The sequence below is a fragment of the Parasphingomonas zepuensis genome, from assembly GCF_036663735.1.
Lineage (GTDB): Bacteria > Pseudomonadota > Alphaproteobacteria > Sphingomonadales > Sphingomonadaceae > Sphingomonas.
Genome location: NZ_JAXOJO010000003.1, coordinates 422,970 through 447,854 on the forward strand (window position 1 = coordinate 422,970; position 24,885 = coordinate 447,854).

Annotated in this window: 28 protein-coding genes and 1 tRNA gene; 16 read left to right on the forward strand and 13 right to left on the reverse strand. The window is 65.6% G+C overall.

Features of this window, described 5'->3' with window-relative positions; translation table 11 throughout:
* Nucleotides 1–80 precede the first annotated feature (80 nt).
* Both ihfB and U1769_RS13300 read left to right on the forward strand, forming a co-directional pair.
* The gene (gene ihfB, locus U1769_RS13295; protein ID WP_332716688.1) at nt 81–362 is read left to right on the forward strand and encodes an integration host factor subunit beta; all 282 of its coding nucleotides are present in this window, start codon (nt 81–83) and stop codon (nt 360–362) included.
* 63 nt (nt 363–425) lie between these two features.
* Nucleotides 426–511: transfer RNA gene (locus U1769_RS13300), tRNA-Leu, on the forward strand.
* A 152-nt stretch (nt 512–663) separates the two neighbouring features.
* Here U1769_RS13300 and U1769_RS13305 read toward each other — a convergent pair.
* Together U1769_RS13305 and U1769_RS13310 are read right to left on the reverse strand one after the other, a co-directional pair.
* Nucleotides 664–1,269: a hypothetical protein gene (locus U1769_RS13305; protein ID WP_332716691.1), complete on the reverse strand. Its 606-nt coding sequence runs from the start codon at nt 1,267–1,269 to the stop codon at nt 664–666.
* A 15-nt stretch (nt 1,270–1,284) separates the two neighbouring features.
* Nucleotides 1,285–3,054 carry a TIR domain-containing protein gene (locus tag U1769_RS13310; protein ID WP_332716693.1) on the reverse strand — a complete coding sequence of 590 codons (1,770 nt, stop codon included), beginning with the start codon at nt 3,052–3,054 and terminating at the stop codon, nt 1,285–1,287.
* 127 nt (nt 3,055–3,181) lie between these two features.
* Here U1769_RS13310 and U1769_RS13315 point away from each other — a divergent pair, with 127 nt between their 5' ends.
* From U1769_RS13315 to U1769_RS13325, 3 genes are read left to right on the forward strand one after another with little or no spacing between them, the layout of a single operon-like run.
* The gene (locus U1769_RS13315; protein WP_332716695.1) at nt 3,182–4,129 is read left to right on the forward strand and encodes an ABC transporter substrate-binding protein; all 948 of its coding nucleotides are present in this window, start codon (nt 3,182–3,184) and stop codon (nt 4,127–4,129) included.
* A complete protein-coding gene (locus tag U1769_RS13320) occupies nt 4,126–5,577 on the forward strand; it encodes an ABC transporter substrate-binding protein (RefSeq protein ID WP_332716697.1) in 1,452 nt (483 codons plus the stop codon). The genes U1769_RS13315 and U1769_RS13320 overlap by 4 nt, the downstream gene beginning before the upstream one ends.
* A gap of 27 nt (nt 5,578–5,604) precedes the next feature.
* Complete coding sequence (locus tag U1769_RS13325) at nt 5,605–6,015, forward strand: DUF4112 domain-containing protein (RefSeq protein WP_332716698.1); 411 nt, start codon at nt 5,605–5,607, stop codon at nt 6,013–6,015.
* 6 nt (nt 6,016–6,021) lie between these two features.
* On the opposite strand, the gene U1769_RS13330 is transcribed toward U1769_RS13325, so the two are convergent.
* The 10 genes from U1769_RS13330 to U1769_RS13375 form a co-directional block, all read right to left on the reverse strand.
* Nucleotides 6,022–6,732 (reverse strand): ribonuclease T2 family protein, encoded by a 711-nt coding sequence (locus tag U1769_RS13330; RefSeq protein ID WP_332716702.1) that lies wholly within the window; start codon nt 6,730–6,732, stop codon nt 6,022–6,024.
* On the reverse strand, nt 6,729–7,142 hold the full coding sequence (locus U1769_RS13335; protein ID WP_332716704.1) for a hypothetical protein: 414 nt from the start codon (nt 7,140–7,142) through the stop codon (nt 6,729–6,731). The genes U1769_RS13330 and U1769_RS13335 overlap by 4 nt, the downstream gene beginning before the upstream one ends.
* A 55-nt stretch (nt 7,143–7,197) precedes the next feature.
* Nucleotides 7,198–7,644: a hypothetical protein gene (locus U1769_RS13340; protein ID WP_332716706.1), complete on the reverse strand. Its 447-nt coding sequence runs from the start codon at nt 7,642–7,644 to the stop codon at nt 7,198–7,200.
* A 32-nt stretch (nt 7,645–7,676) separates the two neighbouring features.
* Nucleotides 7,677–8,561, reverse strand: coding sequence for a carboxylating nicotinate-nucleotide diphosphorylase (gene nadC / locus U1769_RS13345; protein ID WP_332716709.1), 885 nt, complete (start codon nt 8,559–8,561; stop codon nt 7,677–7,679).
* An 88-nt stretch (nt 8,562–8,649) separates the two neighbouring features.
* The gene (locus tag U1769_RS13350) at nt 8,650–9,180 is read right to left on the reverse strand and encodes a cupin domain-containing protein (RefSeq protein ID WP_332716712.1); all 531 of its coding nucleotides are present in this window, start codon (nt 9,178–9,180) and stop codon (nt 8,650–8,652) included.
* A gap of 48 nt (nt 9,181–9,228) precedes the next feature.
* Nucleotides 9,229–10,239, reverse strand: coding sequence for a quinolinate synthase NadA (gene nadA, locus U1769_RS13355; RefSeq protein ID WP_332716714.1), 1,011 nt, complete (start codon nt 10,237–10,239; stop codon nt 9,229–9,231).
* A 53-nt stretch (nt 10,240–10,292) separates the two neighbouring features.
* Nucleotides 10,293–10,976 (reverse strand): DUF4230 domain-containing protein, encoded by a 684-nt coding sequence (locus U1769_RS13360; protein ID WP_332716717.1) that lies wholly within the window; start codon nt 10,974–10,976, stop codon nt 10,293–10,295.
* Nucleotides 10,973–11,833, reverse strand: coding sequence for an MBL fold metallo-hydrolase (locus tag U1769_RS13365; protein WP_332716719.1), 861 nt, complete (start codon nt 11,831–11,833; stop codon nt 10,973–10,975). Before U1769_RS13365 ends, U1769_RS13360 begins: the two co-directional genes overlap by 4 nt.
* 314 nt (nt 11,834–12,147) lie before the next feature.
* Entirely contained in the window at nt 12,148–13,749 is a 1,602-nt protein-coding gene (locus tag U1769_RS13370; protein WP_332716722.1) for a M56 family metallopeptidase, read from the reverse strand.
* Complete coding sequence (locus U1769_RS13375; protein ID WP_332716725.1) at nt 13,746–14,114, reverse strand: BlaI/MecI/CopY family transcriptional regulator; 369 nt, start codon at nt 14,112–14,114, stop codon at nt 13,746–13,748. The genes U1769_RS13370 and U1769_RS13375 overlap by 4 nt, the downstream gene beginning before the upstream one ends.
* 164 nt (nt 14,115–14,278) lie before the next feature.
* On the opposite strand from U1769_RS13375, the gene U1769_RS13380 reads away from it, so the two are divergent.
* From U1769_RS13380 to U1769_RS13420, 9 genes are all read left to right on the forward strand, one after another.
* Nucleotides 14,279–14,971, forward strand: a complete 693-nt coding sequence (locus U1769_RS13380) for a VIT1/CCC1 transporter family protein (RefSeq protein WP_443030347.1) — start codon at nt 14,279–14,281, stop codon at nt 14,969–14,971.
* 116 nt (nt 14,972–15,087) lie between these two features.
* Complete coding sequence (locus U1769_RS13385; RefSeq protein WP_332716729.1) at nt 15,088–15,795, forward strand: CoA transferase subunit A; 708 nt, start codon at nt 15,088–15,090, stop codon at nt 15,793–15,795.
* A 29-nt stretch (nt 15,796–15,824) separates the two neighbouring features.
* Nucleotides 15,825–16,748: an HAD family acid phosphatase gene (locus tag U1769_RS13390; protein WP_443030348.1), complete on the forward strand. Its 924-nt coding sequence runs from the start codon at nt 15,825–15,827 to the stop codon at nt 16,746–16,748.
* A 1-nt stretch (nt 16,749) separates the two neighbouring features.
* On the forward strand, nt 16,750–17,082 hold the full coding sequence (locus U1769_RS13395; RefSeq protein ID WP_332716731.1) for a DUF5076 domain-containing protein: 333 nt from the start codon (nt 16,750–16,752) through the stop codon (nt 17,080–17,082).
* Complete coding sequence (locus U1769_RS13400; RefSeq protein WP_332716734.1) at nt 17,082–17,717, forward strand: CoA transferase subunit B; 636 nt, start codon at nt 17,082–17,084, stop codon at nt 17,715–17,717. The genes U1769_RS13395 and U1769_RS13400 overlap by 1 nt, the downstream gene beginning before the upstream one ends.
* Before the next feature lie 99 nt (nt 17,718–17,816).
* The gene (locus tag U1769_RS13405; protein ID WP_332716736.1) at nt 17,817–18,779 is read left to right on the forward strand and encodes an NAD-dependent epimerase/dehydratase family protein; all 963 of its coding nucleotides are present in this window, start codon (nt 17,817–17,819) and stop codon (nt 18,777–18,779) included.
* A gap of 84 nt (nt 18,780–18,863) precedes the next feature.
* Nucleotides 18,864–19,706, forward strand: a complete 843-nt coding sequence (locus tag U1769_RS13410) for a c-type cytochrome (RefSeq protein ID WP_332716739.1) — start codon at nt 18,864–18,866, stop codon at nt 19,704–19,706.
* Between the two features lie 132 nt (nt 19,707–19,838).
* Nucleotides 19,839–20,909, forward strand: a complete 1,071-nt coding sequence (locus tag U1769_RS13415; RefSeq protein ID WP_332716741.1) for a glycoside hydrolase family 43 protein — start codon at nt 19,839–19,841, stop codon at nt 20,907–20,909.
* Nucleotides 20,910–21,029: 120 nt separating this feature from the next.
* Nucleotides 21,030–21,746 carry an SIMPL domain-containing protein gene (locus U1769_RS13420; RefSeq protein ID WP_332716743.1) on the forward strand — a complete coding sequence of 239 codons (717 nt, stop codon included), beginning with the start codon at nt 21,030–21,032 and terminating at the stop codon, nt 21,744–21,746.
* Here the strand turns inward: U1769_RS13420 and U1769_RS13425 are convergent.
* On the reverse strand, nt 21,739–22,848 hold the full coding sequence (locus tag U1769_RS13425) for an SDR family oxidoreductase (protein ID WP_332716745.1): 1,110 nt from the start codon (nt 22,846–22,848) through the stop codon (nt 21,739–21,741). The two genes, U1769_RS13420 and U1769_RS13425, sit on opposite strands and share 8 nt — an antisense overlap.
* Before the next feature lie 99 nt (nt 22,849–22,947).
* Between U1769_RS13425 and U1769_RS13430 the strand changes: the two genes are divergently transcribed.
* Both U1769_RS13430 and leuC read left to right on the forward strand, forming a co-directional pair.
* A complete protein-coding gene (locus U1769_RS13430) occupies nt 22,948–23,325 on the forward strand; it encodes a winged helix-turn-helix transcriptional regulator (RefSeq protein ID WP_332716747.1) in 378 nt (125 codons plus the stop codon).
* Between the two features lie 74 nt (nt 23,326–23,399).
* Nucleotides 23,400–24,839 carry a 3-isopropylmalate dehydratase large subunit gene (gene leuC, locus U1769_RS13435; protein ID WP_332716749.1) on the forward strand — a complete coding sequence of 480 codons (1,440 nt, stop codon included), beginning with the start codon at nt 23,400–23,402 and terminating at the stop codon, nt 24,837–24,839.
* The last annotated feature ends 46 nt before the right edge of the window (nt 24,840–24,885 follow it).

Sequence of the window (24,885 nt, forward strand, 5' to 3'; positions counted from 1 at the left end):
TATTCCGGGTTGGCCGTCTCCGACACTTCGAGGGCATGAAAGCGCTCGAAGGTTTGCGATATTAAGGAGTCGATGGCACCATGATCCGTTCCGAACTTGTCGAGACGCTCGCGGGCGAAAATCCGGACTTGGCCATTCGCGACGTCGAAGCGATCGTCACGACCTTCTTCGACGAGATATCGAAGCGCCTCGCCACTGGCGGCCGCGTCGAACTGCGCGGCTTCGGCGCCTTTTCCACCCGGGCACGCGACGCCCGGATCGGCCGCAACCCACGCACCGGCGAAGTGGTCGAGGTCGACGCGAAGCGCGTCCCCTATTTCAAGCCCGGCAAGGAAATGCGCGTTCGCCTGAACGTCTCCTGACGCCTCTGGCGGACTCACGGGCGGCTTGACGCCCGGCCCTGCATGCGCTTCGTCGCACGCGATGCGGACGTGGCGAAATTGGTAGACGCACGGGACTTAAAATCCCTCGCCCTCTGGGTGTGCGGGTTCGAGTCCCGCCGTCCGCACCAACTCAGCGTCGATGACGCTACACTGTTTTCGTGTCTGCTCTGTCAATGACACCCGACCGCTGGACGGATGTAAAAAATGGTCGGAAGAGCTGACGCTCTACCGACCATTTTTTTAACCGTGCACAGCCTAGAGTAGCGGGCCGCGTTTCCCGTCAATCTCCGCCGTCATTCTCGATTTTAGGGTCGATATCCAATCTCGACGGGTCCTTTGGTGGAGCATCAATCAGGACCTGCAGACCATATGCGAATTTCTCATTGTTCGGGTCATAGCCTTCCAGAATCGCCGTAACCGCTTTACGAGGAATACCATCCAGCCAACTCGCGTGATGAAGTCTGCTACGCTCACCCGGAGGCTCATTGGAACTCCTTAAAATTACGGCATTGGGGTTGGGTATGTCGTTCTCATCTTCAAAGAATACATCACGTTGCTTGACGTAGAAGATTACCAAGGCCCCACTTTTGGTGCGGAGCAACAAATTAAGCCCTCCCCGCATTGCCCAAGGGCAAGACTTTCCATTGCTGATAAGATCGAGGAGATCCATCGATCCGAGATCACGGATCTTAATTCCTGCGCGCGCGGGTACTCGACGCACATTGGCGACATACGCTGTGGGATTTATGTCAACGATGGTAACCAGATAAATAAAATCATAGGATGGCTCCGCTCCTGCCCATCGGCGCAGTGCTATTCCATCCGGTGATAGAAATAGAGTTTCATATGGCGAGGCATTCCTCGTCTGGATCGCTACATTGGCCACCGTAATCTCCTATAACTAATGGGATGATACGCTTGACACGCGGTTGCGAAGCTCGTCGCAAAGCCGTTTCTGGTCCGCCTTGCCCAAGGTCGCGGCGCAGGAGCGAAGTGCGGACGCGATAATCTTGCGGTCGCGAGCCTTCGACGCTGACTCGACGGCGAGCAGGGTGGCAAGGCGTATGGTCACCGCAACTCGTTGTCGCGCCACGGCCTGATTTAGGGGATCTCGAGCTGCAAGCGCTCCTATCGCGGCCTGAGCCTCCCTGAGCCGCGACAATGCCATCGCAGGCCTGCCTAACAGGACCTCAAGCCTGGCCAGCCCTACCGACGAGCCCACGAGATCGCGCAACAGTTTCGCATTTTTTGGATCAGTTGCGGCAAGGCGATCAAGCAACGCCCGTTCCTTCAACCGCTCAATATAGGCAAGGTCGGGGTGGCCGAGATCGCGCAAGGCGTCCGCCAACCAGCCGTAGCCGTCCGCCAACTCTCGCAGTACGACCGGATCATTCGGCGCAAGTTTTTGAGCTGTCTCGAAATATGTAATTGAGCGTTCGTAAGCTGCCTTGGCAAGATCAGGCCGCTTTTCCGTCTTGAAGGCGAGCGTACCAAGGTTGCTATCCGCATAGCCCCCTTCCATCTGCCAATCCTTCTTGCCTGGATCGTCCTCAATCAAACGCTGCGCCAACGCCGAATATTGTTCGAAGCGGCGACGCGCAGTGGCGAAGTCGCCAATCTTCCATGCCGCGCTTCCAAGCCAGAATTCACTCTGTGCGTGTGCGAAGATGCGATCGGTGTCGTGGGGGCGGCGCGCAAGCAACATACTGGTGGCGCGATGCGCCTCGGTGAACTTGGCCAAAGCAGCGTGTCCCCGGCCGCGATCGTCGTCATCCTCGCCAATCGCATGAAGAATACGTGCGCGCCTAAGCAGGCTATCATCTGGAAGGTGCGACAGGTCGCCTTGGGCCGCATAATAGGCCATCGCGCGCTGGTTGACCTGCTCCATCACGTCGAGTCTGCCGACGCCGCGCAGCTTCTCTCTGAGGTCGGTCAACATGAACTCGATCAGCCCTTCTGCTTGGTTGCGTTCGCGTACCGCCTGCTCTCGTGACACGAGTGCGAATGCGGTGATCGCGATCATCAGTAGCGTGATCGCGAAGACACCGAGCGTGACCGCCATCACGCGGCGCAATCGGCGTTGCGCATCGCGTTGCACCAGCGCGTCGAGCGGCAGGTCGGCCAGGCTGGCGACGATCTTGAGAAAAGCCAGGCGCTTCCCGTCGCCCTCCGGCCTGAAGTCGGCCGCGAGCGGCTCGACACCGTCAGCACGAAGGGCTTCGGGCATGACATCGCCAGGTTCTCCGCGCGCGAGCGCGACCAACATCAGCGCGGTCGGGTGGAGTTCCCGGAACAGGGCGATCTCCCGCGACACCCAGTACGACCGCACCGAATCCGGCGAAGCGACGACGATCAGCGCCGACGACCGGGCGATGGCTTCCCGCACGGCGGACGAGAGGTCCTGCGCTGCCGACAGATCCTCGCGGTCGCGAAAGACCGGACCTATCCGTCCCGGCGATTGCCCGGGCAAGGGATCGACCCGATCGGCGAGGCGCCGCGGCAGGCGATATGACTCGAGCCGGCGCTGAAGCCGGGCCGCAAAGGCAGCATCGGCGTGACAATAGCTCACAAAAGCCCGGAAGGGCCTGACCGAGTCCATGCGCTGCCCCCCTTGTTCCCCGAACGGGAGGATGCGCCGGCCGCGGGCAGCACCAAGCGGAATTGTCACCATTTTGGCGTAATCGATCCGGCGATCGACCTCCCGATCGACAATCGTTGGTCAACGGCCGGGCTGAACCGGCCGGATGGCGCGCCGTCGGGTGCTGGCAGCACGGCGTGTGAGGAGATAGGGACAGGCGGTGACTGCCCTCTCGTCTCTCCAGAATCCGACCAGACGGGCTGATCCATTACGGATACAGCCGCATGGTCCACGCCAGGCGATCTGGGCCGCGATATTGCTCATCCTGCCGGGCGGCTGCGGTTCGGGCAAGCAGGCGCGGTCGGCCGGGCTGGTCAGGCTGTCTGACGACGAGGCGAAGGGCCTCGATCCGCAGAAGATCTCCGACCTCACCCCGTTGCGGGTAGCCGCCGACCAGTTCGAGGGTTTGACCCGGCCTCGCGGCGACGGCCCGGCCGAACTCGGCCGGGCTCGGGCGGTGCGGTGCACGGCGGACGAGCTTGTCTGTCGCTTCACCCTGCGGACCGGCCTGCGCTTCTCCGACGGACAGCCGATCTCCGCGGACACTTTCGCTCAGGGTTTTGCCCGGCTGACCGACGCGAAGACGGCCGCGCCCAATGCCAAGCGGTTCGAAGGAAGCGAGCGCATCATGGCGGAGGATCCGACGACTGTCACCGTGACGCTCCGCCGGCCTTTGCCCTGGCTGGCCGAGTTGCTCGCCCAGCCCGCGCTGGCGCCACTGCCGATTCACCGGATCGCAGCGGCTGGCGACCGCTGGACGAGCGACCGACCGCTGGTGACCTCTGGACCATATAGGCTGATCGCCTGCCTGGCGGCTGGGCGACCGGCTGACCCTGGCGCGCAATCCCGCCTGGCACGATCCGCGAATTATTCGGGCTTTGCCGATGCGGAATATGATCGGCTGGTGGCGCAGGCGCTCGCCACGATTGAGCCGGGTGCGCCCATGACATTCTTACGGACGGCGAAAGAGCGGCTGCTGCGGGCCGCACCGATCCTGCCGATCTATCATTATGTCGGCCGGTCGCTGGTGGCGCCCGAGGTGCGGGGGTGGCAGGATAACCCGATGAACGTCGATCCCAGCCGCCTGCTGTACCGAGTGCCACGATGAAGCGTGCTGCGCTGTTCGCCGCCCTGTTGGCGCTCGCCGCATGCCAGGGTCGCTCCGATGTTGGCCCGGTAGTGGTCAGCGCGATCGGCGGCGCGCCGGCGCTGGCTGATCCGTCGCAGGGGTCGCTCGACACGCCGTCCCGGCTGATGCTTGATGCCACCGCACAAGGCCTGGTGCGCTTCGACGCCGCCGGGCAAATCGAGCCCGGCATCGCCGAGCGCTGGATCGTGATCGACAACGGCATGAGCTATATCTTCCGGCTGCGCGATGCGGAGTGGAGCGATGGTCGCCCGGTGGGTGCGGCCGAAGTGGTGGCGATCCTGCGCCGGCAGATCGCCGACCGGTCGCGCAACCCGCTGCTCCCATTCCTCAGCGCGATCGACGAGATCGTCGAGATGACGCCGCAAGTGATCGAAGTGCGGCTGAAGCGTCCCCGTCCGGACCTGCTCAAGCTGTTCGCCCAGCCGGAACTCGCGCTGTTCCGCGCGCGGCCACCCGGCGGCAGCGGGCCGTTCCGCGTCACCGAGACCTATCGCGACGGCGCGATGCTGCGGCCTGCGTTCGATCCGTCGCGCTCACCGGACGACGTGGCGGCCGAGCCAGGACCGGAACGCGACGTCCGCCTGATCGGCGAGCGCGCAGCGCGGGCCATTGCGCGGTTCGTCGCCCGCGATTCGGATCTGGTGACAGGCGGTACCTTTGCTGACTGGCCGTTGCTTGCGGCGGTCGACATTGCGCCGGCCAACCAGAAGGTCGATCCTGCCGCGGGTCTGTTCGGCCTCGCCTTCGTCAACCGCACCGGCTTCCTGGCCGATAGCGCCAACCGCGTGGCGGTCGCCCGTTCGGTCGACCGGCAGGCGATCGTCGCGGCATTCGCGCCGTGGTGGAACGCGACCACGCAGCTGCTGCCGGATCGGCTCGATTCGGCGGCACCTCCCGCCATCGCGGCCTGGATCGCGCCAGCCAGTCCGGACGAAACCCCCGCAGCCGAACTGGTGCGGGCGTGGCGCGCGGCGCATGAAGGGCCGCTGGTGCTCCGCATCTCGCTTCCGCAAGGGCCTGGCGCGACGATCCTCTACGGCGTTGTCGCCGCTGGCCTGGGGCGGATCGGGATTACCGCGGAACGGGTGGCGATCGATGCGGATGCCGATCTCCGGCTGATCGACGAGGTCGCACCCTATGACAGCGCGCGCTGGTATCTCGCCACCGCGTGCCGTCCGTGCGGCGACGCGGCGCAGGCCGCCATCGAGGCGGCACGCGATGCCCCCACGCTCGAGCTGCGCGCCGCCCGAATGGCCGATGCCGATGCCGCGCTGGCGGCCGATGTGGCCTACATCCCGATCGCCCGGCCGATGCGCTGGTCGCTCGTGGCGCTGAGGCTGGGGCAGTGGCAGGGGAACTCGCGCGCCTGGCACCCGTTGAATCACCTGCGTAATGACACCAGATGAGGTGATATGGCCAACCGTGCGACCCGAATGAACCCCGAGCCCCTCGGCAATATCGCCAGCAGCCTCACGGGTCGCGACGCCGCGTCGGTGCGCCGACGCATCGAGGCGATGGAGCATCTGCTCGAGGGCCTGTTCACGATTCCGGGGACCAACCGCAAGGTCGGGCTCGACGTGATCCTCGATATCGTGCCGATCGGCGGCGGTGCCATCGCTGCGCTGATGGGCGGGTGGATGGCCTGGGAGGCGCGCAATCTGGGCATGTCCAAGACTCAGCTGACGCGCATGGCGGGCAATATCGGGGTCGACTTCGTGCTCGGCCTGATCCCGTGGGTCGGCGCGGTGCCCGATTTCTTCTTCCGCTCGAACACACGCAACCTGCGGATCATCAAGCGCCATCTCGACAAGCATCACCCCTCGACGGCGGTGATCAACCAGTAAGCCTGCTTATCGCGGCCCGCGCCAGATCTTGATCGCCGTAGTGGCTGGCACGCCGCCAGATCCGGCCTTGCAGCGCTCATAAGCGAAGCGCTTGTCGAGGCAGATCCAGAGTTCGTCGAGCCAGCCCTGGCGCGTGGCGGTCACCCGGATCGCGTTGGCCGGCAGACCCGGATTCGCCGCCGCCACCGCCGCCGCGAGACCGCCTGCCGAGACGCCACGGCGCGACAGGGCATCCATATCGGGATAACGGAGCTGCGCGTAGAGCCTGGTCGAACGCTCGAAATAGGCCGCCGGCGTGGTGCCCATGCAGGTGCCGTGCTTCGCCCATTCATGCTGCAGCAATTGGACGGACGGCGTCGCGCAGAGATGCTGGCGGATCAGCTTGCGCGGCAGGAGCGTCGTCGCCGCGCAATATTGCGGCCATTGCTTGCCCACGCCGTCCGGCCACAGCCCGTGCAACGTGAAGCCGAAACGGTTGCCGCTGCCGCATTCGAAGCGCGTCGAGGCGTTGCGCGCGCCATCGTGGCAGAATTGCGGAGCCCAGGTCAGCGCGAGCGTATAGCCGCCAATCGGCAGAACGCGCTTCGGCTCGCTGCGCGACGGCAGATCCGGGCGCGGGCGCGCGATCGTGCCTGGGATTTCGCACTTATAGGCCTGGGCCTGTGCGACGCCCGGCACGATCGCGAGCAGGGCGGCGACGAGCAGGGCGGGCTTCATGCGACGCTTTCCTGCACGCCGCCGAACCAGCGCCGGGCATCGGCGCGGAACAGCAGCCAGACGGCATAGGCCTGCAGCACCGTCGAAAATACGCCGAGCAGGCCACTCAGGCCAAGCGCGTAGCGACCCGTCGGGATCGCATAGACCGTCCAGACCAGCGCGAGCAGGACGAAGACGGTGAGGAGCCATTTCGCGACAGTGCTGCGCCGCCGCGCGATCAGGAACCAGAGGAGGAGCGAGACCGCAAAGCCGATCGCAGTCGTCACCGGAAGGGTCATGTCGCCGAGCATCTGCGGATGCAGCAGCGCCCGCTCCTCCCAGTCAGTCCAGGACAGGATCGCGTTGACGACATCGACGCCGACCGCCGCGAGATAGAATCGCTCGAACTGGATGATGGAATTCGGCCTCATCGATTCTCCCCTCCGGTTGTTCTCACAGCGCCCACTCCCCTCGCCAATGCGTGTCCTACACCGTGGCTTGCGGCTTACCGCCGAACCAGACCCGGTTATCCGGACGGAAAAGAAACCAGATCGCGACGATCTGAAGCACGAGCCTGACCAGACCGAGCAGGCCGGCGACGTTCCCGATGTAGCGGCCGGTTGCCACGCTGATGACCGTACCGCCAACGGCGAGCACGACGAGCGCCGTCGCGAGCCATTTTGCCACCACGCTCCCGCGCAACGCGATGAAATACCAGAGCAGCAGCGGGATGGCGAAGCCGATCAGGGTGACGGTCGGCAGGAACCAGCCGCCGAGAAGCAATTCCTGTGCTCCGAACTGCTCGTTCAGGCTGGACCACATGAGGACGGTGCTGACGAGGCTGATGGCAAAGGCGGCCAGATAGCAGCGTTCGAACATCACGATCGATTTCGGTCGTTGCACCGACTCACCCTCCATCGCGCCCTCGTCCATCAGTTTAGACCTCTTTTGTTCTCATGCAACCGTCACGCTGCGGCAGTGAAGTCCAGCCCGATATCAGCAGCCGGCGCCGACTGAGTCAGGCGGCCGACACTGACATAGGTCACGCCGGTTTCCGCGATGGCGCGGATGGTGTCGAGCCGCACGCCGCCCGAGGCTTCGGTCGGCACGCGCCCGCCGATCAGCGTGACGGCACCGCGCAGGGTCGGCGGGTCCATATTGTCGAGCAGCAGATGCGTGGCGCCGGCAGCGAGCGCGGGCTCGATCTGGTCGACCGAATCCACCTCGACGATGATCCGCGCGATGCCTGCAACCTTCGCGCGACGTACGGCCTCACCGATGCCGCCGGCGACCGCGACATGATTGTCCTTGATCATCGCCGCATCCCACAAGCCCATGCGGTGGTTGGTCGCGCCGCCCATCCGCGTCGCATATTTCTCCAGCACGCGCAGGCCGGGGATCGTCTTGCGGGTATCGAGCAGCGTGGCGCCGGTGCCGAGGATCTTGTCAACATAGCTGCGGGTGAGAGTCGCGATCCCGGACAGATGCTGCACGGTGTTCAGCGCGGCGCGTTCGGCGGTGAGCAGCGCCCGGGCGCTCCCCTCGAGACGCATCAGGTCAGTCCCCGCCGCGACCTTGTCCCCATCCTGCGCGAGCCGCTCGATCCGCACATCCGGATCCAGCGCGCGGAAGAACGCCTCGGCGATCGGCAACCCCGCGACGACGATCGCGTCGCGACTGTCCATCACGCCAGTGAAGCGCGCATCGGCCGGGATGACGGCGGTCGAGGTGATGTCCCCGGCATCGCCGAGATCTTCGGCCAGCGTAGCGGCGATAAAGGCACCGAGGTCGAACCCGTCCAGTGCGAAGGCGCGGTCAATGTGACCTTGAAGACGTGTATCCGATGACATGATTCGTGCTGCTCCCGATCGGCGGGCGGTCTGGCATATCAGCGGCTGCGGGGACAGCGCTTGCGGCAGATGTTCGTACAGGTTGAGCTCATGGCGCCACTTCGGGCAGCAAATGGCCATTCACCGCGATGGGCACCGCCTCGATCAGGACAAAGACCACGCGGCAAGGCTCGGTGCCCGGGTTGCGCCAGAGATGGCTGGTCCCGCGCTGGACGACGATATCGCCCGTCTGCAACTGCTCGACCTCGCCGCCGTCGAGCTGGAGCTCGATCTCGCCGTCGAGGACGATGGCATAGTCGATCGACCAGCTGCGATGCAGCCGCGATTTGCGGCCCGGCAGGAAATCGACGACCCGGATCATCGAGCCGCCTTCGTCTCCCGGCATGCGCTCGCCGTCGCTATCGTCATTGAGATTGGCGGGGACCTCAGGCGTCGCCCATACTTGGGCGAGGGCCGCCTCGCCGCTCGTGGTTGTGACCGGCCGCAGCGTGTCGACGCTCCAAACGACCGACCAGCCGGCGTCGTCATGCCCGGTGACGATCCGTCGAAACGGGGTCGTGACGGCTGGCGTATCGGAAGCCGCGAGGCCGCGAGCCGACTTTCGCTTACGGAAGAACATCGCCGCATTCTCCCCTTCCCGCACGCCGGAACCGGTGGCGGCCTGCCATCAGTCGCCCGTCACCTTGACCGGCCCGAGATCGCCCATGCCGACCGTGGCGCTCGCCATCGACATCATCGCATCCAGGCTCTTCTTGGCGCGGAGGCGGAGGCCCTCCTCGATCTCGATGCGCGGCTCGAGATCGCGCAGCGCGACATAGAGCTTCTCCATCGTGTTGAGCGCCATGTACGGGCAGATATTGCAGTTGCAGTTGCCGTCCGCACCGGGCGCGCCGATGAAGTTCTTGTCCGGCACGGCCTTCTGCATCTGGTGGATGATGTGCGGCTCGGTCGCGACGATCAGCGTGTCGCCGGGCATCGCCAGGGCATATTCGAGGATGCCGCGGGTGGAACCGACATAATCGGCATGGTCGAGGATATAGGGCGGGCATTCCGGATGCGCGACGACGGGTGCGCCGGGGTGCTGCTGCTGGAGCTTGAGCAGTTCGGTTTCGCTGAACGCCTCGTGCACGATGCACACGCCCGGCCAGAGCAGCATGTCCCGCCCGGTCTTGCGCGCGAGATAGCCGCCGAGATTCTTGTCCGGGCCGAAGATGATCTTCTGGCTGGCCGGGATCTGCGAGAGGATCTTCTCGGCCGAGGAGCTGGTGACGATGATGTCGCTGAGCGCCTTCACCTCGCAGGAGGAGTTGATGTAGGTCAGCGCGATGTGATCGGGATGCGCGGCGCGGAAGGCGGCGAACTGCTCGGGCGGGCAGCTGTCCTCCAGGCTGCATCCGGCGTTCATGTCGGGCAGGACGACGATCTTGTCGGGACTCAGGATCTTGGCGGTCTCGGCCATGAAGCGTACGCCGCAAAAGGCGATGACGTCGGCATCGGTCGCCTCCGCCTTGCGGCTGAGATCGAGGCTGTCGCCGACGAAATCGGCGAGGTCCTGAATTTCCGGCTTCTGGTAATAATGCGCGAGGATGACCGCGTTGCGCTCCTTGCGCAGGCGATCGATCTCGGCCCTGAGGTCGAGCCCGGTCAAACTACCACCAATTCCGTTACGCGCGTCCATCTGTCACTCCTTGTGCCCCGTGAGGACGGGGAACCCGCCTGCGCGGGGGCACCTCACTGCTTATTCCCCAAAACCTGATCGAGCGAGCGGGTCGTGTCCCATGTCTCGCTATTGTTCTTCGCCTCGTCCGCGAAGCGGACCTTCACCGCGACATCGATCCCCGCCGCCTTGAGCGGCATGGCGAAGCTGCGTTCCACCGCGCGGCGGGTAGCGTCCCGGGCGAGGTTCAGCGGCACCGCCTCATGCGCCTGACGGACCAGTTCCAGCTGACCGGCGCGGCGATTGGCGTCCTGCAGCTTCGCATCCGCATCGGTGAACGCGGAGAGGATACCACCTTCGCCATATTCGCGCATCTGGGTGAGATCGATCTGCGGCGCCGAGACCTCCATTGGCGGCAGGGTGACGCCAAGGGTGCGGGTGCCGGCATCCCAGGTCACGTCCTTCTGCTGCAGCTTGGCGAGATCGACTTCGTAGCGGACCATACCGGGCATGATCAGCGTCTTCTTCGCGCTCAGCCCGAATTGCGACTGAGTGGAAGTGCTGACCGCAACGAAGCGCGCGGCAAAGGCCGACAGGCGGTTCTGCTCCTTCAGCCCCTGCAGCGAGGCGCTGGCGATCGATACCGGATCGGGGCTCTTCATCTTGCCGCTGACATAATAGCCGAGCGCCCAGAAGCCGCCGGCAATGAACAGCGCGATCAGCGCCAGCGCGCCGGCGAACTTGCCGAGAAACTTCATGATGCCGCCATCTCCCAGTCGTCGCCCTGCTGGATCACGAGGCTGCGGTCGCGCAGATCGATCAGATGGGCAAGCACCGAACGCTCGGCGGCGGGAAAGAGACGCGGATCGAGGCCGACATACATGAGCTCGACCAAAGCGGGGATCGGCCGGGCGCCTTCGCGGAGCAGGCGGAGGATCTGGCCCTCGCGCTGCTTGCGGTGCCCGATCATGCCGCGGACGAGACGGCGCGGGTTTTCGACCGGATCGCCGTGCGCAGGGTAATAGATGCGATCGTCGCGGTGCATCAGCTTTTCGAGGCTGGCCATATAGGCCGCCATGTCGCCGTCCGGCGGCGAGACAATGGTGGTGGACCAACCCATGACATGGTCGCCGCTGAACAGTGCGTTCGTCTCTGGCAGCGCGAAGGCGAGATGGTTCGAGGTATGGCCGGGCGTAGCGATCGCCGTCAGCGTCCAGCCATGGCCGGAGACGGCCTCGCCATCGGCAAGGACTCGGTCAGGCGCGTAATCGGCATCGAACGAGGCATCGGCGCGCGGGCCGAGATCCTCCAGCGCCAGCGGAGCGCAGCCGACGATCGGAGCGCCGGTCGCTTCCTGGAGCGCACGTGCTGCCGGGCTGTGATCGCGGTGGGTGTGGGTGATGACGATCGCGGTGACCGGGCGGCCGGCGATCGCGCTGACCAGCGCCGCGACATGGGCTGCGTCGTCGGGCCCGGGATCGATCACGGCGAGATCAGTCGTGCCGACCAGATGCGTCTGAGTGCCGGTATAGGTGAAGGGCGACGGATTGGGGGCGAGGATTCGGGTGACGAGCGGTTCGAGCTGCTCGGCGACGCCTGGAAGTTGCTCGCTCATCGTCGCGAAATGGCGGGTCGCGGGCGGCAGCGCAAGCCTGTCGGTTCGCGGGGCGGGAGCGGCCTCAGTCGGACAGGTGCCCGGGACGGGTGCGCATGTCCGGCTTTTACGGGAACTGCGACGCGGTAGAATCCAGCGGGATGCGGCGGCGCGCTGAAAATGTCATGCAGGCGCTGACACTCTCGAGCCAGTCCCAAAACAGACTATTTATGTTTAATTTCAACATCTTATTGGACGAATAGCGGCAGCATGAGACTCCGCCGTCACTGACATTTTACGTTGTCAGTGACAGACCTGCGGCCCGCGAAATGCGCTCAATCCGCCTTGGCCATTTTCGCTTCCATATCGTCGATCGCGCCATCGATCGCGCGGATCGCTTCATCGCGGGCCTGCTCGCCCATCGCCCTGTTTTGGCGCATACGCGCCTGGGCGCTGCGAAGGCCATCCAGCGCCGAGCGATAGGCTTCCCGCTGGATATCCCTGCTCTGCATCGCGAGCACCGCGCCGTCATGGGCGAGCTTCTCGATGCGGTTGGTGCAGATGATGATGATGCGCTTGTCGCCCTTCTTCTCGTTGATCACGGTCTCGTGCCGCTTGCCGTCACCCGGGCAGTTGCGGGATGAAATCTCCGGTATTTCGGGAATCTCCGGGAATGCCGGAACCGCGTGTAAATTCTGGTTCAGATTGCCGTTCCTGTCGCGTCGCACCACGCGGATCACTCTGCTCCGGGTGACCTTGCCGTCCGACGTCACCGTGACGCCGTCGCTGTCTTCGCGATATACCGGGGGCGCAGGCGGCGCCGGGGGTGCGGGCGGTGCGGGCGGCGCAGCGCCGGTCGCTTGGATCGGCGCCACCGCCGCGATCGGCATGATCGATGCCACCGGAGCCGGGGCGGCCGCGGGGGCGGGAACCGGAGCGACCAGGGGCGCGACGGCAGCAACGGGGCTGAGATCGGCGAGGGCAACGCCGGTCGCCTTCTCCACACCCGTGCGCATGCGTTCAGCGGCCTGGGTGCCGGAGGCAGTGATGCCCAGCCCGGCCACGGTGAGCATCGCAACCGCGGCGCAGCCGCTGACGAGGCGCAGGCGCGACGTCTTGTTGGTGGTCAGCATTCTCAGTCTCCCTTTCAGATCGTCGACGGTGTGGAGATGACAGGCGGCCGACACGGCGCCGCCATGGGCGGCCTTGACGATCGCGCAGGCATAGGTGTGGCGAACCATCGGATTCTGGCCGGCCAGGACACGGGCATCGTTGGCGATCTCCTGATCGGCGCGGAATGCCCGGAAGGCGCGCCAGGCGATCGGATTGAACCAGTGCAGCGCGAGCACGACCAGCGCGACCCAGTTGGCGATCAGATCGCCGCGATGATGGTGGCCGATCTCATGCGCGAGGGCGAGATTGCGCTCCTCGGCATCATAGCGTTCCGTGAAATCGAGCGGGAAGGCGACGTAGCGGCGCCAGATGCCGAAGGCGAGCGGCCCGCTGGCGGCGTCCGTCTCGATCAGCTGGATGCCGCTTGCGATCTCCGTCTCGCGCTCGGTCCGCGCGAGCATGCGGCGGCAGAAACTGGCGTGCGCGGTCGCATGCCAGGCAATGAACGCCGCCGCCCCCACCACCCATAGCGAGACCAGCAAAGGGCCAAGCGAGGGATTTTGAGTGACGGGTGCGGCGGCGTCTCCGCCGAACGGCTCGATCACATAGACAGTGATCTGTTCGCTCGCGCGGATCACTGGCGCGACTGCGATCTCGCGCCAGGACTGGGGTAAAGGCGGCAGGAACAGCCGTAGCGCGGGCAGCGCCCACAGCGCATAGGCAATATCCGGCCCGAAAGCGCGGCGGACCGGGCCACGAAGCAGCAGCACCGCCACCATCAACACGGCTGAGGCGACCAGCGCCTCGATCGCCCACGCAGTCACGATTTCAGGCCTTTCAGCAACGCCTCGATCTCGGCAATGTCTTCGTTGGTCAACTGGTCCCGCTCGGCGAGATGCGCGACCAATGGGGTGAGCTTGCCGCCGAACAGCCGGTCCATCAGGCGCCGGGATTCACCGGCGACATAGTCGCCGCGCTTCACGATCGGGCGGTAGAGGTAGCGGCGGCCATCCTCCTGGTAGGCGATGATGTTCTTGGCGAGCAGCCGACCAAGCAGGGTCTTCACCGTATTGGCCGTCCAGTCGCGTTCCGGCGGGATCCGTTCCGCCACGTCCTGGGCGGTCAGTGGCGCCTCGTCCCAGAGCACCTCCATGACCGCATGCTCGGCATCGCTGATCCGCTCGCTCACGACTCGCTCCCCGTAATGACCACGTCCGTAATCGTCGCGATTACATCTGTAGTCAATTGGCTGAACGGTGGATGAATGATATCGGCAACGGTATCACGATATCTGCCGAAAAAAGCCACGATGGGCCTATCGGGACTGACGTCAAATCGATGAGGGAACATGCCGTGATCCGTCACAACGAACATCATCTGGTCCAGCGGATCGGCTGGATGCGCGCCGCCGTGCTGGGTGCGAATGACGGCATCGTCTCGACCGCGAGCCTGATCGTCGGCGTCGCCGCCGCGCAATCGAGCCGTTCGGCGATCCTGCTGACCGGCATTGCCGGGCTGGTCGCCGGCGCGATGTCGATGGCGGCCGGCGAATATGTCTCCGTCAGCACGCAATCCGATACCGAGAATGCCGACCGCGACCGCGAGCGACGCGAACTGGACGACGCGCCCGAAGCCGAGCGACGCGAGCTCGCCGCAATCTACCGCAAGCGCGGGCTGGAGCCGGCCCTGGCGCTGCAGGTGGCCGATCAGCTGATGACGCATGACGCGCTGGGCGCGCATCTGCGCGACGAGCTGGGTATCAGCGAGGTTACGGTTGCGCGACCGGTGCAGGCCGCCCTCGCCTCCGCCGCGAGCTTCGCGGTGGGAGCCGCCCTCCCCCTGTTGATGGCGCTGCTGTTCACCGGCACGCGCCTTATCGAGGCAGTCACGGTTGCCTCATTACTGCTGCTCGCCGCCCTCGGGGCAATCGGCGCAAGAACCGGCGGCGCACCGATGGGTCGCGGGGCATTGCGCGTCGTGTTCTGGGGCGCCCTGGCGATGGGGGCTACTGCACTGATCGGCAACCTCGCGGGGACTCAACTTTAACTTCCCCTACGGGTTACGCGTGCGTTTCTTGCACGTGCAGTTGCAACAGCTGTGCGATTGACCGGCGCGCAGACCGGTGGCTTATGCGCGCCAAGAGGATGAACCTGGAGACAACCATGAAGAAGCTCTATCCCGATGCAGCGGCAGCGCTGGATGGGCTGTTGTTCGACGGCATGACGATCTGCGCGGGCGGATTCGGGCTCTCGGGCATTCCGGAACGGCTGATCGACGCGATCCGCGACGCGGGCACCAGGGACCTGACGATCGCCAGCAACAATGCCGGGATCGACGGGGAAGGCCTGGGCAAGCTGCTCCGCAGCCGCCAGGTCAAGAAGATGATCTCCTCCTATGTCGGCGAGAACAAGGAGTTCGAGCGGCAATATCTGGCCGGCGAGCTCGAAGTCGAGTTCTGCCCCCAGGGCACGCTGGCCGAGCGCTGCCGTGCAGGCGGCGCGGGCATTCCCGGCTTCTACACCAAGACCGGCGTCGGCACGCAGGTGGCCGAGGGCAAGGAAGTGAAGATCTTCGATGGCGAGGAGTTCATCCTCGAACGCGGCATCCGGGCCGATCTGGCGATCATCAAGGGCTGGAAGGCCGATGAGAGCGGCAACCTGATCTTCCGCAAGACCGCACGCAACTTCAACGCGCCGATGGCGACCGCCGGCCGGATCTGCGTCGCCGAAGTCGAGGAAGTGGTCCCGGTCGGCAGCCTCGATCCGGACTGCATCCATCTGCCGGGCATCTATGTGAAGCGGATGATCGTGGGATCGCCCTATAACAAGAAGATCGAATTCCGGACCGTGCGCGAGCGGGCGACCGCGTGAGCATTTCCCCGCCCCCTTCCGCACGCGGGATGGGGACGATTCTGACTCTTGCCGCGCTTCTCGCCGGCTGCGCGCATGCCGAGGCGCCGGTGCAGGCCGCGCCGGCGCCGTATGTGCCGCCGGTCGAGGGGGCGGCGCCTCCGCCACCGCCAATACCGGTGCCACCCCCCGCCCCGACCGTTCCCCCGGGCATGCAATATCTGTTCGGATCGGGTGAAGGCTCGGCGATCAGCCTGCAGGCATGGCGCGGGCTTACCGGTTATGTCGCGCAGCAGGTGCGGCGTCGCCCGGTAAACAGCGTGGTGCTGGCCACCGACGCGACACTCGCGACGCCACGCTTCGTGCCGTGCGGCCGCAAGCCGTTCGCCGCGGTGTTCGACGTCGACGAGACCGTCCTGCTCAATCTCGGCTATGAATATCATGATGCGGCGAACCCGCAGCCCTTCGACGATGCGCGGTGGGATGCCTGGGAAAAGACCGGCATCGGTCAGGTGGCCGCGGTTCCCGGTGCCTTTCAGGGACTGACGGCGCTACGCAAGCTCGGCGTGACCGTGGTGTTCAACACCAACCGCTCGGCCGCCAATGCCGCGCAGACCGCCGCCGCGATCGACGGTGCCGGGCTTGGCCCGGCAGTGCACGGCGAAACGCTGTTCCTGATGGGCGACGATGCGACCGGATCGAAGAAGGACAGCCGTCGCGCGGTGATCGCCGCGAAATATTGCGTGATCGCACTGGGCGGAGATCAGCTCGGCGATTTCAGCGACCTGTTCAACGCCGGCCTGACGCCCGCGCCGCGCCGGGCGACTACGCTTGCAGCGCCGATCGCCGCCAAATGGGGGGCCGGCTGGTTCGTGCTGCCCAACCCCGTCTACGGCGCCGGCCTGAAGGGCGGGTTCGACGACGTGTTTCCCGCGGACAAGCGGTGGGCACCGCCCGCACCGACGGAGAAATAGCATGTTCGGAAAACGGAAAGACGTCACCCCCGGCACGCTGGACGTATCGGATCACGCCCAATTGCTGTCCGGTTCGCGCGAGTTCATGCGAGTCTGGGCGAGCGCTGACGGGCCGGCGACCTGCTTCATTGACCCCAGGCCGATCGGCCCGGATCCCGCGGCGCTGGGTATCGCGCTGGTCGATTGCGCCCGGCACGGCGCCATCGCCTACGCGCACGCTGCCGGGATCAGCGAGCAAGCAGCCTATGCGCGAATTTGGGAAGGCTTCGACGCCGAACGCCTTTCGCCCACCGACATTGCGACCGAATTGCCGCTAAAAGGAGATACGAACTGATGGCCTGGACCCGCGACGACATGGCGGCGCGCGCCGCGCGCGAACTGCAGGACGGTTTCTACGTCAATCTCGGGATCGGGATTCCAACGCTCGTCGCCAACCATATTCCGCCCGGGGTGGAAGTGACGCTGCAGTCAGAGAACGGCATGCTCGGCATCGGCCCGTTTCCGTTCGACGGCGAGGAGGATCCCGACCTGATCAACGCCGGCAAGCAGACGATCAGCGAGCTCCCGCAATCAGCCTATTTCGGTTCGGACCAGAGCTTCGCGATGATCCGCGGCGGCCATATCGACCTGACCGTGCTGGGCGCGATGGAAGTCGCCGAGAATGGCGACATCGCCAACTGGATGATCCCGGGCAAGATGATCAAGGGCATGGGCGGTGCGATGGACCTGGTCGCCGGCGTGAAGAAGATCATCGTGGTGATGGAGCACACCAGCAAGAACGGCGACCCGAAGTTCATCCCGGCCTGCACCCTGCCGCTGACCGGCAAGAATGTGGTCGACATGATCATCACCGACCTGGCGGTGTTCCAGCGGCCCGACCATCAGTCGCCCTTCCGCCTGATCGAAACCGCGCCCGGCGTGACCAGCGAGGACATCGCGGCCAAGACGACGGCGCATTATCTGGCCTGACCCAGGGCTCTTCGTCCCGGCTTTTGCAACGCCGGCGAGTTGCTCCGCCACATCGGGTTGCGATAGGGCGCGCGTGATGGGGCCGGAGGGCGAAAGACGATGCGAATCCTGCTGACCGGATCGAGCGGATGGCTCGGTCGCTTCCTCGCGCCGCGTCTCCGCGCGCTGGGCCATGTCGTGACCGGGCTGGACGTCGCACCGGGCGTGGATACCGACGTGAACGGCAGCGTCGCCGACCGGGCGCTGATCGACCGGCTGTTCGGCGAGCGCGGGATCGAGGCGGTGATTCATGGCGGCGCGCTGCACAAGCCGGATATCGTGCGCTATTCGAATCAGGTGTTCGTCGACGTCAATGTCAGCGGCACGCTCAACCTGCTCGAAGCGGCGGTGGCGGCGAACGCGCGGTTCGTCTTCACCTCGACGACCTCGCTGATGATCTCGACCGCGATTCGCGAAGCGCGGGGCGAATCGGCGGTATGGATCGACGAGGCGATGGCGCCGCTCGAGCCGCGCAACATCTACGGCGTGACCAAGCTTTCCGCCGAGCATCTGTGCCGGCTGTTCCAGGCGGAGCACGGCCTGCCGGTCGTCATCCTGCGCACCTCCCGCTTCTTTCCTGAGGACGACGATACCCATCATATCCTGTCGGGGGAGAACATGAAGGCGAACGAGCTGCTGCATCGCCGGCTGACCGTCGAAGACGCGGCCGAAGCGCATGTCGTGGCACTGGAGCGTGCGCCCGCGATCGGCTTCGGCATGTTCATCGCCTCGGCACCGACCCCGTTCGTGCGGGGCGACCTGGCCGAACTGAAGGCGGACGCGCCGGCGGTGATCGCGCGTTATTTCCCCGATGCGGCCGAGCTTTATGCACGGCAGGGCTGGCAGCTGCCCGCGTCGATCGACCGGGTCTATGACTCGGCGCTGGCGGAGCGGGAACTGGGTTTTCGCTGTGCGACCGATTTCGCGGCGGTGCTGGCCGCGTTGCGCGCGAACGCGCCGCTGCCCTTCGCGCACGACGCCGATTACCTCTCTCCGAAGGAACGTTCCTCCGTCGCAATCTAGTCGCCCCGGTCGCGCCGCCAAACCCTTTCCCGATCCGCTTCGCTAGGCGCGCTCCTCGATTTTCAGAGGAACCCGGGAATTTTCATGCGTATTTTGGGACGGATCGCCATGGCCCTGGCCGCGATCATCTTGCTCGCGGTGGTGGCTCTGTATGCCGGATCGCAGTGGACCATGCGCCGTGGCCATGACGTGCCGCTCGCCGATGTCGCCATTCCCAATGATCCGATGTCGCTCGCCGAGGGCGCGCGGCTGGCGCGGATCGCCGGTTGCCGCGATTGCCACGGGTCGAACGGCGGCGGCCAGGTGCTGGTGAAGAACGCGATGCTCGGCACGATCGCGGCGCCCGCCCTGGCGCGGGCGACCGCTGCCTATAGCGACGCCGAACTGGTCCGCGCGATCCGCCACGGCGTCCGCAAGGACGGCAGCGCGCTGTATGTGATGCCGACCGATGCCCATGGCTTCCTCGCCGACGAGGATGTCGCGCGGATCGTCGCCTGGATTCGCAGCCTCGGGCCGCGGCCGGACGATTCGCTCGCCGTCACTCGCCCGGGTCCCCTGGCCCGCGCCCTGATCCTGGCCGGCAAGATCCCGTCGAGTGTGCATCCCGCCACCGTTTCCACGCCGGGCCGCCCGGCGGACAGGGGCCGGTACTTCGTCAATGTCATCTGCTCCGCCTGCCACGCGCTGCAGGAGCCGAAGCCGGCGCATGACGGCAAGGGCATGGCCCCTGCCCTCGCTCCGGTGGCGGCGGCCTATGATCCCGCCGCCTTCCGCAAGTTGCTGCGCACCGGCGTCGGCACGTCGGGACGCGACTTGGGCCTGATGAAGATGATCTCGGTGCAGGCGCTGCAGGCGCTGAGCGACGACGAGATCGCGCAGATCCAGGCCTATCTGACCGCTGAGGCGGCCAAGGCGCCGGCGCAGTAATCCGATGCCGCAATCGTGTAGCGGTGACACCGCAAGCCAGACCATATCCATCCGCCAGTGCTTGCAGTCGAGACCATGTTAGCGCTAACTTGATGCGTCCGCCCGACAGAGGCCACCGTCAGGAGAGCGCTTATGAACAATCCCATGCTCCTAGCCGCCAGCGCGCTTGCCGTGCTCGTCACAACCTCCGTCGCCGCGGGGCAGCAGCCCAAAGCGGCCGGACCCGCCTATCTGTCCCAGCCGCTCGTTTCCGAAATCTACACCGCCGATCCTTCAGCGCATGTCTGGAACGGCAAGATCTATGTCTATCCCAGCCACGATATCGACGGCACCACGCCGGAAGACGATATGGGCGCGCATTTCGAGATGCGCGATTACCGCGTGCTGAGCATGGACCGGATCGGCGGGCCGGTGACGCTGCATCCCGTCGCCCTGGATATCGCCGACGTCCCCTGGGCTACCAAGCAGATGTGGGCGCCGGATGCCGCGAAGAAGGGCGACACCTATTTTCTCTACTTCCCGGCCAAGGACAAGCAGGGCGCGTTCCGGATCGGCGTCGCGACATCCAAATCGCCGGTGGGGCCATTCAAGGCGCGGCCCGAGCCGATCAAGGGCAGTTTCTCGATCGATCCGGCCGTCTTCACCGACAATGACGGCCGGAGCTTCCTGTATTTCGGCGGCATCTGGGGCGGGCAACTCCAGCGGAATGTCAGTGGCCGCTACGATCCGGACGGCTCGAAAACCGATCTGGCCGCCGACGACAAGCCGGCGCTCGCGCCGAAGGTCGCGCTGATGAGCGCCGACATGACCGAGTTCGCGGAAAAGCCGCGCGATGTCGTCATCCTCGACGAAGCGGGCAAGCCGCTGCTGGGCGGCGATCACGACCGCCGCTTCTTCGAGGCATCGTGGATGCACAAACATGGCGACAAATATTATTTCAGCTATTCGACCGGCGACACGCACTACATCGCCTATGCGATCGGCACCTCGCCTTACGGCCCCTTCACTTATGCCGGGCGCATCCTGCAGCCAGTCAATGGCTGGACGACTCATCATTCGATCGTCGAATGGGACGGGCGCTCGTGGCTCTTTTACGCGGACACTCAGCTTTCCGGGCAGACACGCCTGCGCAACGTGAAGGTGACCGAGCTTTTCTATAATCCCGACGGCACGATCAGGACGATCGACCCGTTCGTGCGCTGATCCGACGCCATGACGGCATCAGCGGCGCACGCCTGGTTGTCGCGCCGTTAAGCAGTATGGGAACCGTCAAATTCATTTCCCCCGGTGCAGACCGATGATCCAGTCGAGGGAGGATATGAAATGGCCACCGGGAATCGCCGCACCCTGACCATCGTGCTCGGTGTGGCCGCGATCGCGCCCTGGATCATCGGCGCCGCGACCTTGGTCGACCGGCCGGAGAACAATACGATCGTGTCGATCGTCGGGACGGGTGTGAGCAAGCAGCAGGCGCAGCTCATCACCATCAGTGCCGGGGTGACCTCGTTCGGCACCGACGCCAGCGGCGCCATGCGCCAGAATTCGAACGCGATGGCGCGGATCCGTGCCGAGCTTCGGCGCAACGGCATCGACCCCAAGGACATCCGCACCCAGGGGATGCAGCTGTCGCCCGGCAGCCGTTACGAGAATCATGAAGAGACCAAGGGCTTCAACGTCAATCACAGCCTGTCGGTCGTGTTCCGGGATATCGACAAGAGCGGCGCGGTGCTCGACACGCTGGTCGCGGCAGGCGCGAACCAGATCAACGGGCCGCGCTTTTCCGCCGATGCCGACGAACATATAGCGGAGATCGCCCGGACCGCCGCGATCCGCGACGCCGATCAGCGCGCGCAATATTATGCGCGCAATCTCGGCCTGCGGGTGAAGCGGGTGATCACCATGCGCGACAGCCCGGGCTACGCATCGGGTCAGCCCGCGGCGGCGATGCGGTTCGATGTCGCTGCACCCGGCACCCAGATTTCCGAAGGGCAGGATGTCGTGCGCGTTTCCGTCTATGCCGAATATGAGCTGGTCAAATAAATCGCTGCTCGGGTGGTGAAGACCCCACCTGGGGACGCGGTTGCGGAATCAACCGGTCGGCACGCAACTCGGCGAACAGGTCGAAAAAGGCATCGTCGGTCGGCTGATAGGCAGTGAAGCCCATGCGGCGGCTTTTCGACATGTCCGTCACGACTTCGATCGGCCGGCCAAGGTCGGCGTCGGTATGCCACGGCGACACGAGGCGTGACAGATCGGCCTCGACCAGGCCATCGCGCTCGGCAATGCGCCGCCATATCGCTGCATCCTCCGCCATCTGCTGTTCCAGCGGCTGGACGGTGCCGTCGAACGGGGCGGCCTCCAGGCCGAACCATTCAGCGATCCGGCCCCACATCCAGCTCCAGCGAAAGACGTCGCCATTGACGACGTTGAACGCCTCGTTGCGGGCCGCCGGAGTGGTCGCCGCCCAGAGCAGATGCCGGGCCAGCTGCCGCGCGTCGGTCATGTCGGTCAGGCCATGCCACTGCGCCGCCGAGCCGGGGAAACGGAACGGACGGCCGGTCTCGCGGCAGATCGTCGCGTAGACCGCAAGCGTGGTGCCCATGTTCATGGCATTGCCGACTGCCTTGCCAATCACGGTATGCGGGCGGTGGACGCTCCAGGAGAAGCCGTCGCGCTTGGCCGCGGCGAACACCTCATCCTCCTGCGCGTAATAGAAATTCTCGATATCGAGCCGCCCCTGTTCCTCGCGGAACGGGGTTTGCGGCAGCGCGCCTTTGCCATAGGCCTCGAACGGGCCGAGATAATGTTTGAGGCCGGTGACCAGGGCGACATGTCGCGCGCCGCCGGCCGGGCGCAGCGCATCGAGCAGATGCCGCACCATGGCCGAATTCACGCGGATATTCTCCGCTTCACTGTCCTGCCGCAGCCAGGTCGTGATGAACACGGAGTCTGGCCGCAGGTCCGCGAGGGCGACGGCAGTCGCCGCCGCATCCTGCAGATCGGCCGCGACCGGCGTGACGCCAGCCTGGGCAGTGGGACGTCGCGCCAGGCCGAGCACTGACCAGCCCTGCTCCACCAGCAGGCTCGCCGTCGCGCTGCCGACGATGCCGCTCGCGCCGACCACCAATGCCGTTCCGCTCATATACTGCTCCGATGCTTGTCCGGCACGCTAGCTAAGGCGTGCGGTGCGCGGCTTCCAGACGGCACCAATTGGGACCATAGATACCAAAAGGTGACCAGCATGAAGATCGGCAGCGAAGAGCAGGAAGGGCGCGAAGATTGCGCACCGCGGCGCGTGCTGGAACTGTTCGCGACGAAATGGACGAGCATGATCCTGCACACCCTGCACGCGCGGCACGGTGGCATCGCCCGGAACGGGGTGCTGCTGCGCTCGCTGCCGGGCATTTCCAAGAAGATGCTGACTCAGACGCTGCGTGAGATGGAAGGCAGCGGCCTGGTCAGCCGGCATGTTCAGGGCACCGTGCCGCCTGCGGTCGAATATCGGCTGACGCCGCTCGGCACGCGCTTCGTCGCTCCGGTCGAGTTGCTCTATGCCTGGGGCCGCGACAATGCCGACGCGCTCGACCAGCTCGGCGCAAGGCCGACGTCGCGGCGGTGACCGACAATCGCAGCTATGCGCAACTAAATGCCCCGGCTGCTTGATCGGGCGCAAGAAAGGGTTAGATCGCCCGCATGGCTTCCCGTCCCCTGACCCTCTACGAAAAGATCTGGGCCGCTCATGTCGTCGAACGGCGCGATGACGGCACCTGCCTGATCTATATCGATCGCCACCTCGTCCATGAGGTGACCAGCCCCCAGGCCTTTGCCGGCCTGCGCGCCGCCGGGCGCACGGTGCGCCGGCCCGATCTGACGCTGGCGGTGCCCGACCATAATCTGCCGACGACGGCACGACTCGATGCGGCGGGCAAGCGCCTGCCGATCGTGGATGCCGAGAGCGCGGCGCAGCTCGATGCGCTCCAGCGCAACACGACCGATTTCGGCATCGACTATATCGATGCGGTCGCGGCCGAGCAGGGCATCGTCCATGTCGTCGGCCCCGAACAGGGCTTCACCCTGCCCGGCACCACGCTGGTCTGCGGCGACAGCCATACCTCGGCGCACGGCGCGCTGGGGGCGCTGGCCTTCGGCATCGGGACGAGCGAAGTCGAGCATGTCCTCGCGACGCAGACATTGTTGCTGACTCAATCGAAGACGATGGAGATCCGCGTCGACGGGTCGCTCGGCTACGGCGTCAGCCCCAAGGACGTGATCCTGGCCATCATCGGCAAGATCGGCGCGGCCGGCGGCACCGGCCATGTCCTGGAGTTCACCGGCGAGGTGATCCGGGCCATGTCGATCGAGGGACGATTGACCGTCGCCAACATGTCGATCGAGGGCGGCGCCCGCGCCGGCCTGATCGCGCCGGACGCGACCACCTTCGCCTATCTCAAGGGCCGTCCGATGGCGCCCAAGGGCGCCGACTGGGACAAGGCGGTCGAATGGTGGAAGACGCTGCCGAGCGATCCGGCCGCGACCTATGACCGCAGCGTGCGCCTCGACGCGACCGATATCGCGCCGTCGCTGACCTGGGGCACCAGCCCCGAGGACGTGGTGGCGATCACCGGCGTCGTGCCCGATCCCGACAGCTTCGCCGATCCGGCGAAGCGCGAGGCAGCGCGCAAGTCGCTCGCTTATATGGGCCTGACGCCGGGCACCGCGATGCAGGACGTGCCGGTCGAGCATGTCTTCATCGGCAGCTGCACCAATTCGCGGATCGAGGATCTGCGCGCCGCAGCCTCGGTCGCCAACGGCCGCCATGTCGCTGACGGGGTGCGCGCGCTGGTCGTGCCGGGGTCCGGACTGGTGAAACGCCAGGCCGAGGCCGAGGGGCTCGACCGGATCTTCCTCCAGGCCGGGTTCGAATGGCGCGAGCCGGGTTGCTCGATGTGTCTCGCGATGAACCCGGACAAAGTGCCGCCGGGCGAACGCTGTGCTTCCACTTCGAATCGGAATTTCGTAGGGCGTCAGGGACCGGGAGCGCGGACGCATCTGGTCTCCCCCGCGATGGCGGCAGCAGCAGCTGTCACCGGGCGGTTGAGCGATGTCCGCGACCTTATGGGAGGGGCGTCATGAAGAAGGCACTCGCATTGCTGATCCTGGGCACCGTGCTGAGCGGTAT

Excerpts from the sequence above, each read along its gene's own strand:
- ihfB (WP_332716688.1), top strand. The coding sequence starts at position 81 with ATGATCCGTTCCGAACTTGTCGAGACGCTCGCGGGCGAAAATCCGGAC.
- U1769_RS13310 (WP_332716693.1), bottom strand. The coding sequence starts at position 3,054 with ATGGTGACAATTCCGCTTGGTGCTGCCCGCGGCCGGCGCATCCTCCCG.
- U1769_RS13320 (WP_332716697.1), top strand. The coding sequence starts at position 4,126 with ATGAAGCGTGCTGCGCTGTTCGCCGCCCTGTTGGCGCTCGCCGCATGC.
- U1769_RS13325 (WP_332716698.1), top strand. The coding sequence starts at position 5,605 with ATGAACCCCGAGCCCCTCGGCAATATCGCCAGCAGCCTCACGGGTCGC.
- U1769_RS13330 (WP_332716702.1), bottom strand. The coding sequence starts at position 6,732 with ATGAAGCCCGCCCTGCTCGTCGCCGCCCTGCTCGCGATCGTGCCGGGC.
- U1769_RS13335 (WP_332716704.1), bottom strand. The coding sequence starts at position 7,142 with ATGAGGCCGAATTCCATCATCCAGTTCGAGCGATTCTATCTCGCGGCG.
- U1769_RS13340 (WP_332716706.1), bottom strand. The coding sequence starts at position 7,644 with ATGGACGAGGGCGCGATGGAGGGTGAGTCGGTGCAACGACCGAAATCG.
- nadC (WP_332716709.1), bottom strand. The coding sequence starts at position 8,561 with ATGTCATCGGATACACGTCTTCAAGGTCACATTGACCGCGCCTTCGCA.
- U1769_RS13350 (WP_332716712.1), bottom strand. The coding sequence starts at position 9,180 with ATGTTCTTCCGTAAGCGAAAGTCGGCTCGCGGCCTCGCGGCTTCCGAT.
- nadA (WP_332716714.1), bottom strand. The coding sequence starts at position 10,239 with ATGGACGCGCGTAACGGAATTGGTGGTAGTTTGACCGGGCTCGACCTC.
- U1769_RS13360 (WP_332716717.1), bottom strand. The coding sequence starts at position 10,976 with ATGAAGTTTCTCGGCAAGTTCGCCGGCGCGCTGGCGCTGATCGCGCTG.
- U1769_RS13365 (WP_332716719.1), bottom strand. The coding sequence starts at position 11,833 with ATGAGCGAGCAACTTCCAGGCGTCGCCGAGCAGCTCGAACCGCTCGTC.
- U1769_RS13385 (WP_332716729.1), top strand. The coding sequence starts at position 15,088 with ATGAAGAAGCTCTATCCCGATGCAGCGGCAGCGCTGGATGGGCTGTTG.
- U1769_RS13390 (WP_443030348.1), top strand. The coding sequence starts at position 15,825 with ATGGGGACGATTCTGACTCTTGCCGCGCTTCTCGCCGGCTGCGCGCAT.
- U1769_RS13395 (WP_332716731.1), top strand. The coding sequence starts at position 16,750 with ATGTTCGGAAAACGGAAAGACGTCACCCCCGGCACGCTGGACGTATCG.
- U1769_RS13400 (WP_332716734.1), top strand. The coding sequence starts at position 17,082 with ATGGCCTGGACCCGCGACGACATGGCGGCGCGCGCCGCGCGCGAACTG.
- U1769_RS13405 (WP_332716736.1), top strand. The coding sequence starts at position 17,817 with ATGCGAATCCTGCTGACCGGATCGAGCGGATGGCTCGGTCGCTTCCTC.
- U1769_RS13410 (WP_332716739.1), top strand. The coding sequence starts at position 18,864 with ATGCGTATTTTGGGACGGATCGCCATGGCCCTGGCCGCGATCATCTTG.
- U1769_RS13415 (WP_332716741.1), top strand. The coding sequence starts at position 19,839 with ATGAACAATCCCATGCTCCTAGCCGCCAGCGCGCTTGCCGTGCTCGTC.
- U1769_RS13420 (WP_332716743.1), top strand. The coding sequence starts at position 21,030 with ATGGCCACCGGGAATCGCCGCACCCTGACCATCGTGCTCGGTGTGGCC.
- U1769_RS13425 (WP_332716745.1), bottom strand. The coding sequence starts at position 22,848 with ATGAGCGGAACGGCATTGGTGGTCGGCGCGAGCGGCATCGTCGGCAGC.
- U1769_RS13430 (WP_332716747.1), top strand. The coding sequence starts at position 22,948 with ATGAAGATCGGCAGCGAAGAGCAGGAAGGGCGCGAAGATTGCGCACCG.
- leuC (WP_332716749.1), top strand. The coding sequence starts at position 23,400 with ATGGCTTCCCGTCCCCTGACCCTCTACGAAAAGATCTGGGCCGCTCAT.